The organism is Pseudomonas syringae (assembly GCF_000737245.1).
GTDB classification, from domain to species: domain Bacteria; phylum Pseudomonadota; class Gammaproteobacteria; order Pseudomonadales; family Pseudomonadaceae; genus Aquipseudomonas; species Aquipseudomonas syringae_J.
Map to the genome: position 1 here is coordinate 1 of NZ_JPQU01000100.1, position 12,518 is coordinate 12,518.

General features: G+C 56.2%; 8 protein-coding genes and 2 pseudogenes. 6 read left to right on the forward strand and 4 right to left on the reverse strand.

Features of this window, described 5'->3' with window-relative positions:
- Nucleotides 1-406: 406 nt before the first annotated feature.
- The gene (locus IV01_RS01600) at nucleotides 407-1,297 is read right to left on the reverse strand and encodes a LysR family transcriptional regulator (protein WP_229636171.1); all 891 of its coding nucleotides are present in this window, start codon (nucleotides 1,295-1,297) and stop codon (nucleotides 407-409) included.
- A gap of 119 nt (nucleotides 1,298-1,416) precedes the next feature.
- Between IV01_RS01600 and IV01_RS01595 the strand changes: the two genes are divergently transcribed.
- The 6 genes from IV01_RS01595 to IV01_RS27320 all read left to right on the forward strand — a co-directional run bounded on the left by IV01_RS01595 (nucleotide 1,417) and on the right by IV01_RS27320 (nucleotide 7,648).
- The gene (locus IV01_RS01595; RefSeq protein WP_032631626.1) at nucleotides 1,417-2,397 is read left to right on the forward strand and encodes an ABC transporter substrate-binding protein; all 981 of its coding nucleotides are present in this window, start codon (nucleotides 1,417-1,419) and stop codon (nucleotides 2,395-2,397) included.
- Nucleotides 2,398-2,420: 23 nt separating this feature from the next.
- Nucleotides 2,421-3,491 carry an ABC transporter ATP-binding protein gene (locus IV01_RS01590; RefSeq protein WP_032631628.1) on the forward strand — a complete coding sequence of 357 codons (1,071 nt, stop codon included), beginning with the start codon at nucleotides 2,421-2,423 and terminating at the stop codon, nucleotides 3,489-3,491.
- Nucleotides 3,485-5,140, forward strand: a complete 1,656-nt coding sequence (locus IV01_RS01585; RefSeq protein WP_032631629.1) for an ABC transporter permease — start codon at nucleotides 3,485-3,487, stop codon at nucleotides 5,138-5,140. Before IV01_RS01590 ends, IV01_RS01585 begins: the two co-directional genes overlap by 7 nt.
- Nucleotides 5,137-6,366 carry a pyridoxal phosphate-dependent aminotransferase gene (locus tag IV01_RS01580; RefSeq protein WP_032631630.1) on the forward strand — a complete coding sequence of 410 codons (1,230 nt, stop codon included), beginning with the start codon at nucleotides 5,137-5,139 and terminating at the stop codon, nucleotides 6,364-6,366. Before IV01_RS01585 ends, IV01_RS01580 begins: the two co-directional genes overlap by 4 nt.
- A gap of 46 nt (nucleotides 6,367-6,412) precedes the next feature.
- Nucleotides 6,413-7,285, forward strand: coding sequence for a phosphonopyruvate hydrolase (locus tag IV01_RS01575; protein ID WP_032631631.1), 873 nt, complete (start codon nucleotides 6,413-6,415; stop codon nucleotides 7,283-7,285).
- Between the two features lie 150 nt (nucleotides 7,286-7,435).
- Complete coding sequence (locus IV01_RS27320) at nucleotides 7,436-7,648, forward strand: DUF6196 family protein (protein WP_324294267.1); 213 nt, start codon at nucleotides 7,436-7,438, stop codon at nucleotides 7,646-7,648.
- A 300-nt stretch (nucleotides 7,649-7,948) separates the two neighbouring features.
- Here IV01_RS27320 and IV01_RS0125605 read toward each other — a convergent pair.
- The 3 genes and pseudogenes from IV01_RS0125605 to IV01_RS0125610 form a co-directional block, all read right to left on the reverse strand.
- A pseudogene (locus tag IV01_RS0125605) lies at nucleotides 7,949-8,675 on the reverse strand (transposase); the annotation flags it as partial.
- A gap of 184 nt (nucleotides 8,676-8,859) precedes the next feature.
- Nucleotides 8,860-10,908, reverse strand: a complete 2,049-nt coding sequence (locus tag IV01_RS01570; RefSeq protein WP_080290416.1) for a PAS domain S-box protein — start codon at nucleotides 10,906-10,908, stop codon at nucleotides 8,860-8,862.
- Between the two features lie 440 nt (nucleotides 10,909-11,348).
- Nucleotides 11,349-12,279 (reverse strand): annotated as a pseudogene (locus tag IV01_RS0125610) (IS110 family transposase).
- Between the last annotated feature and the right edge of the window lie 239 nt (nucleotides 12,280-12,518).

Genomic DNA, 12,518 nt, shown 5'->3' on the forward strand with positions numbered 1-12,518 from the left:
AATGACCGGTGCGAACGACGAATTCACCTTGGCGGCTGCGGTACAGAATCTAAGACGACTGGCGAAACTGACCTCTCAAGGGCCACCGACTACGGGATAGGTGCGCCCGGAATCAGCAAAAACCCTCAAATTAACCTATTAACCAAGCTGCAACGGTCAACGCAGAACTGGAAAGCCACGCAACGTGGTGACCAGGTTCTAAAACGAGGGCCAACGTCGCCTTCTTCCAGCCTGAAATTCCGACTTTTTCAACAGAATCGGCCGATTTCTGCCTGTCGCGAAAGACAGAACAACTCAAGCGGACTCTCGTGTGCGGCAGAGAGTGTCTACAAGCTAAGTTAGCGATGGTGACTGCCGATCCGCAGCCAAGGTTCATACGGATTGATGATTTTGGGAAATTGCATACTCAATTGATCTGCGTTCTATCACGCAACATCCGCTTCAGCCAACGACAAAAATGACGTGCCGAGTCGACATGTTGGCTGTGCGTATTCACGTAGGCCAGATAGGTGGCTCCGGACGCAACCGGCTCGTTGACCGCGAGAGTTAGTGTGCCGTTGCGCAGTTGATCCTGGATCACCACGCGAGGTACGACGAGCAGCCCAGCGCCGCCGATTGCCGCCGCCACCGCTAGAAAGAGATGGTCGTAGACGGCGCCTACGTGCAGCCGATCTACCGGAATATCCATGGCCACCGCCCAGATTGGTATGGCGTCGGGCCTGGATTTTGCTGCGATCAGTGGCCAGTTGTAGAGCGCTTGGGCTCGATGGGCTGCGACCAACGCTGGTGCACCCACGCAGACCAGGTCTTCCTTTATCAGCTCCCAGCTTTCCGTGCCATGGATAATCAAGTCGCGGGTGATCAACACGTCGAATTCATCCTGTGGCAACGGTGCTGACAGTGAAGTGATGAGGTCAACCTGGACGTGATGGCTGTCCATGAAGGCGCCAAGCGTCGGGACCACGACCGTCATCGCGAAGCTGGGCATAGACGTTCGTACAATCAGTCGATCATGGCTTTTCTGGCCCTGAATCATCTGCTGGGTAGCCAATTCGATGGTCGAAACCGCGTCTCTCACCGCTTCATAGAACTGAGAACCGGCAGGCGTCAAGGCGATGCTTGGGCCTCGGCGCTCAAACAGCTTCAATGCTGCCAGGGACTCCAGTCCGGCAATCTGCCGACTGACGGCGCTCTGCGTTACACCCAGAACCTCTCCCGCGCGGGTGAAATTGCCGAACCTTGCGACTGTCGTGAATACCCGAATCGCGCCCATGGGAATCACCGCTTTTTCAATCATGACTAAACCTCATCGTTGGTCTGCGCGAATATGGTGGTACGGGACTGCTGACATTTTACTTTAACAAAGCAGTATCTATCATCGACTCCCTGCCGCCCATCAGCCCAGAGTCGAAAATCATGCTTAAAACGAAATTCATATCATGCGCTTTAATCATTATCGGACTTCAGAGCAGCGCAGCATTCGCCTCGGATGTCATTCTCTATTCATCCAACGATGTCCAGACCGTCAGCACCCTGGTAGACCAATTCGAAAAACAGAATCCCGAGATCAACGTGTCGGTCGTTCGCGCCGGGACCGGCGCACTGATGCAAAGAATCAAAGCAGAGAACGCCAATCCGCTGGGTGACATTTTCTGGTCAGGAGGACTGTCGACGATAGGAGCATTTCAAGACCAGCTCGAACCATACAAATCGCCCGAGGCGAGCGCTGTGCCCTCGCAGTACCGCGCACCTAGTGATCAATGGCTGGGCACTAACACACATGTGACCGTGCTGATGGTCAACACCCGCCAGGCACCGGACGGGAAATTGCCAGCAGGCTGGGCCGATCTGGCCGATGCAAAATGGAAAGGCCGGATAGTGATTGCTGATCCGCTGTTCAGCAGCGCGTCCTACGTGGCGCTCTACGGTTTGAGAAAGACCTTGGGCGACGCTGTCTATTCGCAGATTGTGCGTAACGCCGTCATCGTTGGCACCACATCAGCGGCCTATCAGGGTGTCGCCAATGGTGAATTCGCCGTAGCGGTCACCATGGAATACGCCGCTTACCAGTATGTTGCCGGCGGGATGAAGGACATCAAACTGGTCTATCCAGCAGAAGGCACGTTCCTGTCTCCTGAAGGTATGGCGCTGATAAAAGGGGGGAAGCACCCTGCCGAGGCTCGCAAGCTTTATGACTTCTTGGCATCTCAGGCAGTGCAGATCGAGATTTTCAAATCAGCGTATCGCCGTCCCCTGCGCACGGACATCGATGTCACCAAACTGTCCGAGCTGCCTGCCTTGCGGAGCATCAAGGTTATCCCGCTGGACGATCACCAGATGGAAGAAGACCGCGCTGCGTTTCTCGCGCAATGGCGCCAGCTTGTTTCATCCAACTGATCATCTGACTCAAGGTTTAACCCATGCAAGTTTCATTCGAAAAAATTGAACAGAGTTACGGTGCGCATACGCTATTCAAGCAATTGGATCTGGTCATTCCGAGCGGTCAGTTTTTCACTCTTCTAGGGCCTTCAGGGTGTGGCAAGACCACATTGCTGCGCATGCTGGCGGGCTTTGTCCATCCTGATTCCGGATGCATTCGATTTGGCACTGAAGATGTCACCGGAATCCCTGTCCACCGCCGAGGCGTCGGTATTGTGTTCCAAGATTACGCCTTGTTTCCTGACCGCTCCGTACTCGCCAACGTCGCTTATGGCCTGCTGGCGCGTAACGTAACTAAGGCTCAGGCCGCTGACCGGGCGAATGCGATGCTCAAGCGGGTCGGCCTGGAAGCGTTCAAGGATCGCGCCCCCGCTGCGCTGTCCGGGGGGCAGCGCCAGCGGGTGGCAATGGCACGGGCATTGGTCATTGAGCCCAAACTGCTGTTGCTCGACGAGCCGCTCTCGGCGCTGGACGTAAAGCTGCGTGTCGAACTGCGCGCGATGATACGCGAGCTTCAGCAGGAGGCCGGCATCACCACCGTTTTCGTGACGCATGATCAAGAAGAAGCACTGGCAATGTCTGACCAGATCGCGGTCATGGATCGCGGCCAGGTGGTGCAAATCGGCACACCGCAGCAGATCTACGCCAAGCCTCGTACGGCGTTCGCTGCGGATTTCGTTGGCAACGCGAATCTCATTCCTATCCTCGAAGAGTTGCCTGCCGCCCCCTGTGGAGCCAGGAGATTGAAAACACCGGTGGGCACATTGTTCACCAACAGCGACGCCCCCTGGAAGCCTGGGTCTCTGTTGGCAGTGCGTGGTGCGGAGATCCGCCTCCAGGCGGCTGGCTCGGACCAGAGCGAAGATGTGCGCGGTGTCATCGAGCACGTTGAATATCGCGGTAGTACGGTGGGGTACACGGTACGAACCGCTGCCGGCGCACTTCAGGTCGACGCCTGGGCTTCGCCTCGCATTCCTTTGCATGTGCGCGGCGACGCTGTTGCACTGGACATTCCGCGCACTGCGCACATTGTCGAGGGTCGGCCATGCTAGGCACTCTAAGACGCGATCCGGTATGGCTGGCATTGGCGGTGCTGGCAATTGCCGTGCTCGGCATTTTTCTGATCTGGCCACTTGGAACCATGCTGAGCAAGTCGCTAATCGGCCCTGATGGGTCAGTTAATCTAGACGGTTACGTGCGGTTTTTCTCGGATCGCGCCTATCGTGAGGCATTCACGAACACGCTGATACTCGGGGTCGCGGTGACTGTCAGTTCCATGCTGGTTGGGGGCAGTCTGGCTATCATCGTGGCTCGCTGCAAGTTTCCGCTGGTGGGCCTGGTCAGCGCTCTACCCCTTGTCACGCTTGTCATTCCAGATGTCGTGGTGGCAGCTGCATGGGTGCTGGTGCTGGGCAAGCAGGGCATCGTCAACACGCTTATTGCGCCACTTGGCGTGACACTGCCTTCCATTTATTCCTGGTGGGGTCTGATCTTTGTTATGACGCTCAACAATTACGTCTACGCCTTCGTGGCGGTGTACGTAGGGCTTAAATCCATGGATCGCAACCTGGAAGAAGCGGCGCAGAGTCTTGGGCGACCCATGAGTCGAGTGATCTGCGGAGTGACGATGCCGATGCTAATGCCCTCGATCTTTGCCGGCGCGATGATTGTGTTTACTCACGTGATTGGCAGCTTCGGCGTGCCGGCGATCCTTGGCGCTCGCACGCCTGTCTTGGCGGTCAAGGCTTACCAGGAGTTCGTCAGTGAAATGGGCGGTAACGCACAGATGCAGACGACCATGGCCTCACTGCTGGTCGTTCTCGGCGCTGTTGTCTTACTGGTGCAGAAGTTTGTCGTTGAGCGTCGGCAATTCCAGATGGAGTCTGGACGCAGCCCGGATGCATCGTCGATTACCGGCTGGCGTGCAGTGGTTGCGGCCTTAAGCGTCATCCTGGTGGTCGCGCTCTCGATGCTACCCGCTGCGGTCGTGAGCGTCACCGCCTTTACCCCGACCTCCGGCCCCGTGCTCCGTTACGGTAGCTTCACGCTGGACAACATCGCCCATGTCTTGATTCGTGCGCCCCAAGCGCTCTACCACTCGCTGATTCTCGCTACAGTCGCGACGATAGCAGGGACCTTGTTCGCCATCATTGCTGCCTACCTCATAGTCAAACGACGCGCAGCGCTGACTCACACGCTTGACGTTCTGGTCACCCTACCACTGACCATCGCGGGTACGGTGTTAGGTATTGCGCTCATCAACAACTTCGGTAGCGGTTGGCTGGTGCTTACAGGGAGCTGGGTGATCATGGCGCTCGCCTATTTCCTGCGACGAGTGCCCACCAGCGTTCGCGCTGCAATTGGCCCATTACATAACCTCAAGGATTCGATCGAAGAAGCATCGATGAGTCTGGGCGTGAACCCGATCCGAAGTTTCTTCAAGGTGGTTCTACCCGTCATCGGTCCTTCAGTAGCGGCGGCGGCTGTCTTGATGTGGGTGACTACGCTGTCCGAGCTGTCCGCCACGATCGTCCTGTATTTCGGCGGTATGAGCACAGTGCCCATCGAAATATTCCAGCAGGTCGACAGTGATCGCCTCGCCCTCGCTTGCGCCTACAGCCTCGTCTTGCTCCTGACAATCTTCATTCCGCTGGCCATCGCCCGATGGATCTTTCGCCTGAAAATAGGAACTGTCGAATGACAACTACTGCCGCCATTGATACCGAACACTTCATCGCGCAACGTGTGTTGGGTGCTAAGCCCTCCGCCACCAAGGAAATGACCAGGCTTGCCAATCAGCTCAAACGTGAGGGCCGCGATGTCATTACCCTCAGCCAGGGTGAACCTGACTTTCCGACGCCTGAACATATCCGTGACGCCGCGAAGGCCGCGATCGACCGCAATGAATCAAGGTACACCGACGTGGCCGGTACGCTCGCCTTGCGGGAAGCCGTGGTCCGGAAGTTCAAGCGTGACAATGAACTCGACTTCACCCCTGAGCAAATCCAGATAGGGTGCGGAGCCAAGCAGGTTCTATACAACGCCTTGCAGGCAACGCTCAATCCTGGCGATGAAGTCATCGTGCCGACACCTGCGTGGGTGTCGTACCCCGAAATGGTGCTCCTGGCTGGCGGCCAGCCAGTGATCGTGAGGTGTGGCGCCGCCAAGGGGTTCAAGATCACCCCGACGCAACTGGAGCAGGCCATCACGCCGCGTACGAAGTGGCTGATGCTCAACTCGCCTTCCAACCCCAGCGGAGCGGTGTACAGCCATGCTGAGCTGGCTGCCCTCGGCGAAGTATTGCTACGCCATCCTCATGTGTGGCTGATGGCTGATGATATCTACGAAAAGATTCGCTACGACGATACGCCGTTCGCAACGCCTGCTGCGGTGACCCCCCAACTGGCCGCCCGTACGCTGACCATTAATGGGGTGTCGAAGTCTTACGCCATGACCGGGTGGCGAGTGGGTTTCGGCGCTGGCCCTCTTGCGCTGATCAAGGCCATGAACTTGATTCAGTCGCAGTCGACGTCGCATACCAGTTCAATAAGCCAGGCCGCCGCTGTTGCCGCATTGGACGGGGCGATGGATTTCCTGCCCCGGTTCATCGACTCGTTTCGCCAGCGTCGCGACCGCGTGGTCGCCGCACTTCAAGCCATCGAAGGGCTCACCTGCGACGTGCCACAGGGTGCGTTCTATGCCTTTCCAGGATGCATGGGGCTTTTGGGCAGCCGTGATCCGCAGGGAAACCTGATCGAGACGGACGCCGATCTGGCCATGTACATCTTGCGCAGTGTGGGTGTCGCTGTAGTGCCAGGCAGTGCATTTGAGCTGCCGGGTCACTTCCGGGTCTCTTACGCGGCCTCCGATGACGAATTGGCTGAAGCCATGATCCGGATCGCCCAGGCATGTTCGCAGCTTCGCTGACAGGCATGTCCACTCCCGCAACCCATTAGCTCAACGAGATCTGACTATGACCAAAAACCAAACCCTTCGCAGCGCGCTGGCCAGCGGCAAGCTTTTCACGGCGATGGCTGCCCACAACCCACTGGCTGCAAAGCTTGCGCAGGAAGCCGGCTTTTCAGGAATCTGGGGCAGTGGCTTCGAGCTGTCTGCGAGTTACGCCGTTCCCGATGCCAACATCCTGTCGGCAGGCACGCATCTGGAAATGATGAGAGCGATTGCATCTGTGATTTCGATCCCGTTGATCGCCGATATCGATACCGGATTTGGCAACGCCATCAACGTGAGCTATGTCGTGCCGCAGTACGAAGCGGCGGGGGCATCGGCAATCGTCATGGAAGACAAGACGTTTCCCAAGGATACGAGTCTGCGCGCCGAGGGCCGTCAGGAGCTTGTCCGGATAGAGGAGTTTCAGGGCAAAGTGGCTGCGGCGACAAACGCGCGTCGTGATCCGGACTTCGTGGTGATCGCCCGCACCGAGGCACTGATCGCAGGTCATGGACAAGCAGAGGCTATCCAGCGAGCCGAAGCTTATGCAGAGGCTGGAGCTGATGCCATTCTCATTCACTCGAAACAGAAAACCCCCGATGAGGTACTCGCGTTTATCGATGCATGGAAGGGCACAGTACCGTTGGTGCTGGTACCAACGGCGTACCCTCAACTGACCGAGGCGGATATAGCTGCGCTGGGCAAGGTCGGTATCGTCATTTACGGGAACCATGCAATCAGGGCCGCAGTAGGGGCGATGCGCAAGGTATTCGCAGCGATCAGAGCCGAAGGAGGCATCAGGGAAGTTGACAGGTCTTTGCCTTCGGTGAAAGAAATCATTGCTTTGCAAGGAGATATACAGATGCGCGAGCTGGAAGCGAAATACCTGAAATAAAAACCATGCTGGGCCAGTGTTCAAGTCGTTACGTATTGGGTGCGAAGGATACGCGCCCCTACCGCTTACCTCTAATGTGCTTGATCGGACAGCCGGAGGTGTAAGCGGATCGCGAAAACGTTTAATCGCCGATTCGACTGACTGTTAAAGTTGGACACCAGTGTCCGCATCCGGAGTCAACTGGTCCCGTGCGAAGACGTCGGGCAAAAGCTGTTTGACTTATTCCGTTTCCACTTCCCTGAAGACGTCGACAACGGCGCATTCGTAGGCGTGTTGGTAATGCGGTTGAAGCAGCTTTTTGGAACGGGCATCTTCGTCACCTGCGGCCAAAACCGGGATGAGGGTGGAATCTTTGACTGTTGAGGTGTCCCGGCCAGTCTGGCTTCGGACGTCTTCGCAGATATCCAGGCGTTGATTGATAGGAGAGCTTGGCGGAAAGCTAGGACGAAAGCTTGGACGACTAATAAGGATGTAGTCGCGCTGGTCAGATGTCTGCTTCTGGCCGATTCTGTTGAAAAATTCGGAATTTCAGGCTGTAAGAAGGCGACGTTGGCCCTCGTTTCAGAACCTGGTCACCACGTTGCGTGGCTTTCCGGTTCTGCGTTGATGGTTGCAGCTTGGTTAGTAGGTTGATTTGAAGGTTTTTGCTGATCCCAGGCGCACCTATCCCGTAGTCGGTGGCCCTTGATAGGTCAGTTTCGCCAGTCGTCTTAGATTCTGTACCGCAGCCGCCAAGGTGAGTTCGTCGTTCGCACCGGTCATTCCTCGTAGTCGCAACCGATCCAGTTTCAGGATTCGCTTGAGATGAGCGAACAACATTTCGACCTTCTTGCGCTCATTGCGAGAGCACTGGTATTAAGGTGTCTTGGCGATGCGCAGCGCAACTTCGCGCGCGCTCTCATGGATGCTACGGGCGATTTTTCGGAACGAGGTGTTGGGCAGCATTGCTCTTTCATTGAGCAAGTAGCGCAGTCGGGATCGGGAGATGATGGTGTCGGCTTTCGTGATATGTGAGCGTTGGTTCTTGAAGGCCCGCCATTCGCTACGCAGATGCGGTTCCATAAGCGGTATCGCCGATGAGCCGATCCGGCTTGATGTCGAACTGTTCTTCGACCCGCTCGATCATGGTCTTGGTGCTCGCGACCTCGGCGGTTCGATGCGCTGGGGTCGGCTCCACATCCATGATCACACCATGTTCGACATCAATCAGGTAGTTCGTCGAGTAAGCGGAAAACGCCGGGCCTCCTGGTGCTGCTGTCCAACGAGAAAGTGGATCAGTTAATGACAGGCGCTTAGGCAGTGCTTCGCGTAACGCTTCTTCATCCAGCGCTTCAAGGTACTCACGCACGGCGCGAGTACTGAGCGACGGATCGCTCCAGTTGACCTCTTCGTTGCCGGGCCTGATTTTGCCGCAGGCCAGGTAGGAGATCTACTTTTTCAACAGAATCGGCCAAGAGCAGACATTCGTGATGTCCGCTTGGATTTTGAATTCTTCGGGGTAACGCGGGCTGCTCATGGCAACCCCTAATTGGCCTCAGTTAAGGCAAAGAGGTGTCCACGAAACCCGGGGAGATTCAGCGCGTCCAACTAGCTGCTTTCAAAAGTACTTGAGAGACTTGTTCCACGGAGTAAGGCTTATGCAATAGCTCAAACCCGTAAGTGCCGTTTTGGGCTAGCACATGGCTGTAGCCCGAAGTCAGTACTACAGGAAGATCTGGATACAGGCTGCGTATTCTTTGTCCTAACTCTATGCCGCTCATGCCCGGCATCACAACATCCGTAAACACAACGTCGAAGTGATCGGTATTGTCAGCTAGACGATTGAGCGCGACCTCTGCGTCAGAGGCCAACACCGGTTGGTAACCGAGATCTGTCAGCATCTCAATCGCGAACAAGCCTAAACTGGTATTGTCTTCTACGACCAACACGCGCAAACCCAAGGCATCGAACGGCCCCAAGGAATTTTCAGCTCGTACAGAGCTTTCGATAGCCTCCACTTGTGGCAGATATAGCGTAAATGTGGTGCCTTTCCCCAGAGTACTTTCAACAGCGATTTCGCCCCCTGACTGCTTGGCGAATCCGAATACCTGCGACAAGCCTAAGCCGGTGCCCTTGCCTGTCTCTTTTGTGGTGAAGAAAGGCTCGAAGATGAGTTCCTGTTTGTCGGGCGCAATACCACAACCCGTGTCGACAAACTCAACTGCTACGTAGGAGCCAGGTATAGCTGGGTGATTACGGATGGCAGGTAGGAGCTCAACCGTCTGCACGGAAACGGTCAGTTGACCACTGTGCCCCATCGCGTCGCGGGCGTTAACCGCGATATTCACGATGGCGGTATCGAACTGGATCGGATCAGCCTTCACAAAGCAGGGCGTTTCCGGGAGGACAAATTTAAGGGAAATATGGGAGCCGGCGAGAGTATTCATCATGTCAGAGATCGAGCGGACCGCATCGCAAGCGGCGAAAACCTCCGGCTTGAGAGCTTGCCTGCGAGCAAAGGCAAGAAGTTGCCCGGTCAGCTTGGTGGCTCGGTCAACGGTATCAGAAATGGCATCGACATATCGACGGCGTCGCTCATCGGACAAGTTGGGTCGCTTGAGAAAGTCCGTCGATGAACGAATGACTGTCAGCAAATTATTGAAGTCGTGCGCGACTCCTCCTGTGAGCTGGCCGATAGCTTCCAGCTTCTGTGACTGACGCAGTTGTTCTTCAAACTGCCCCCTTTCGGCTACGGCCTGAGCGACCCGCTCCTCTAGGTTTTCGTGAACCTCGCGCAGTGCTTCCTCTGCGTTTTTACGTTCAGTAATGTCGGAAGCGGCACCAAACCATTCCTTGATTTCACCCGTCTCATCGAGCATGGGCACTGCTCGTGATAGGGCCCAGCCGATGGAGCCATCTACGCGGTTTACTCGGTGCTCTATTAGATAGGTCGATTTGGATCGCGTCGCGCGTGCTATCTCGGCGCGCACGGCATCACGGTCCTCTGGAGGTATGTATCGCTCAAGCCACTGGTGGTCGCTTCCCTGAGTATCGGGAATAAAATCACCTCCGTTAAGCTGATGCAATTCACTCCAGTTCGCGCTGATACGATAACGCACCTCGGTAGACGAGCGGATCAGAGCATCAAGTGCGCGTTCATTAAGGGTTAGATCATCGTCAAAAAACCGCAACCGGTCATGCTCGGAGGTAATAGCCGAAAGCGAAGCGACGAAATAGAGCAGAGTCCCGCCTTTGTCGAATACCGGTTGCACGCGCAAATGATTCCAGAAAGATTTTCCGTCTTTTCGGTAGTTCTGCAGCTTGATCTCGATAGGTTCGTGTCGACTGAGAGCCTGACGAACCATGGCTACCTGGTCCCGCTCCGTGGCAGGGCCTTGGAGAAAACGGCAGTTACGGCCAACGGTTTCTTCGACACCGTAGCCGGTTAAGCCGTAAAAAGCGGCATTTGCGAACACGATGGGGTTATCGTTCAGACGTGGGTTGGTGATCACTATCGGCGTACGCATAGCACATACGGCAGCTACAAAAGGGTCACCTGTATGGCTGCCTAAATCGGTGCCAATACGCGCTTGCCCATCATGCTCGCCATCCGATAGAACTGTGGTATCTGTACCTATGATCATGCCTATTCATGCCGATTACGATCGGTGACCTGTCGTGAGTATACGATTTATTAAAGCGTTGTCACCGTGCCAACGTGGTAATTCGACACCGCCGACTGGCTGGATATTCCCATGAAAATGGACTTACGCTTGCACAATGATGTGGATCGCCGGCCTTACCGCTTTGGACTCTGACAATCGTCCGTATATGGACTCCTCCTCGTTGCAAGCCTCTTTGCTTTGGCGCCCGTGCCGACTGCACACGTATATTCGGCCTCTTACTGCGGCATCGTTTTGATGCAGGGCCATGAGGGGCTATTCGCGCGTCGGCTCCCAATTGCTTTTACGTGCTTTACGCACCTGGACGTTAAAGGGTTTTGCCGACGCCGGTTCGACCGGTTTGCCATTGCTCGGGTTGCTTCGCAATGGTGGTGTGTGGGGCTTCTCTCGGGATGAATGGGTCAGGCCGCTGCCCGATCCGGTTGGTAATCAGTGCCGTTGCGCAGCATCGCCCAAGCCATGCGTGCAGTTTTGTTGGCCAGTGCGATGGCGGCCACTTTGGGATGTGAGCGTTCGGCTAAACGGACAACCCACTGGCTGAGTCGATCGTCTTTAGACTTGGCCGTGCGCAGTGCCGACCGCGCACCGTGGATCATCAGCGTTCGCAGATAAGCATCGCCACGCTTACTGATGCCAAGAGCTGTGTTGCTTTCGCGTCAGCCCTAGCGAGGCGGCCAGTTGTCGGCCGTTAGCAAACTGACTGGCATCACCGCTGGCAGCAACTAGCGCAGTGGCAATCATCGGGCCGACGCCACGCAGCTGTTGCAAACGGACGGCCGATGGCTCACTCGCCGCGATCGCTGATATCTCGCCATCGAGTTCGCTCACGCGCTCATCAAGTGCGCGCAGGTCATCCCACAAGCCATTCAGCAGACGACGAAAACGCGCCGTCAAACCGTTATCGGCATCTTCTAGCCAGTACGGCATTGCGCGACGCAGCATCAGTAATTCCTTCGGCGCAACGAGGCGGTACTCGGCGATCAGCCCACGAATCTGATTGGCTTTGGCCGTCCGCTGTTCGATTAAGCTGGCCCGGATGCGATGCGTCGCCTGGATACACTGTTGTTCGATGGTCTTGACGTACGGTTTGACGAACTGCGGCGCGATCAGCCTCACCCGAAATCCGCGTGCTTGTAGTCGCCACGCCCAATGGTGCGCACCACGGCAACTTTCCATGCCGATCTCACAGCCGGGTTCGATCTTCTCCAGCACCGGTTGCAGCCAGCGATCGCGAGGCAGACGCTGCCGCCAGACCGGCTGCTCATGACGATCCACGCCGTGGATCTGAAACACGTTCTTGGCCAAGTCGACCCCAATGCGCATAAGCTTCATGTGTGGACTCCTTCTCACGGTTGACTGCGGTTCGTACCTTCAGTCTGGGACTCAAGATGCCGAGTTGAGGAGGAGTCCATCCCATTGCTTTCGGCCATTCCTGTTGCAAAAGTCGGTTTTTTCAGAACACCCTGAGATCGGGCGGTGAAAGCGCCTCTCCAGCACGTTTCTACGTTAAATCTCAGCCTGAACGGCGCTGCGGACATTCAAGCTTTCAATCTCCGACGCTTACTTTGATG

Excerpts from the sequence above, each read along its gene's own strand:
- IV01_RS01600 (WP_229636171.1), bottom strand. The coding sequence starts at position 1,297 with ATGATTGAAAAAGCGGTGATTCCCATGGGCGCGATTCGGGTATTCACG.
- IV01_RS01595 (WP_032631626.1), top strand. The coding sequence starts at position 1,417 with ATGCTTAAAACGAAATTCATATCATGCGCTTTAATCATTATCGGACTT.
- IV01_RS01590 (WP_032631628.1), top strand. The coding sequence starts at position 2,421 with ATGCAAGTTTCATTCGAAAAAATTGAACAGAGTTACGGTGCGCATACG.
- IV01_RS01585 (WP_032631629.1), top strand. The coding sequence starts at position 3,485 with ATGCTAGGCACTCTAAGACGCGATCCGGTATGGCTGGCATTGGCGGTG.
- IV01_RS01580 (WP_032631630.1), top strand. The coding sequence starts at position 5,137 with ATGACAACTACTGCCGCCATTGATACCGAACACTTCATCGCGCAACGT.
- IV01_RS01575 (WP_032631631.1), top strand. The coding sequence starts at position 6,413 with ATGACCAAAAACCAAACCCTTCGCAGCGCGCTGGCCAGCGGCAAGCTT.
- IV01_RS01570 (WP_080290416.1), bottom strand. The coding sequence starts at position 10,908 with ATGATCATAGGTACAGATACCACAGTTCTATCGGATGGCGAGCATGAT.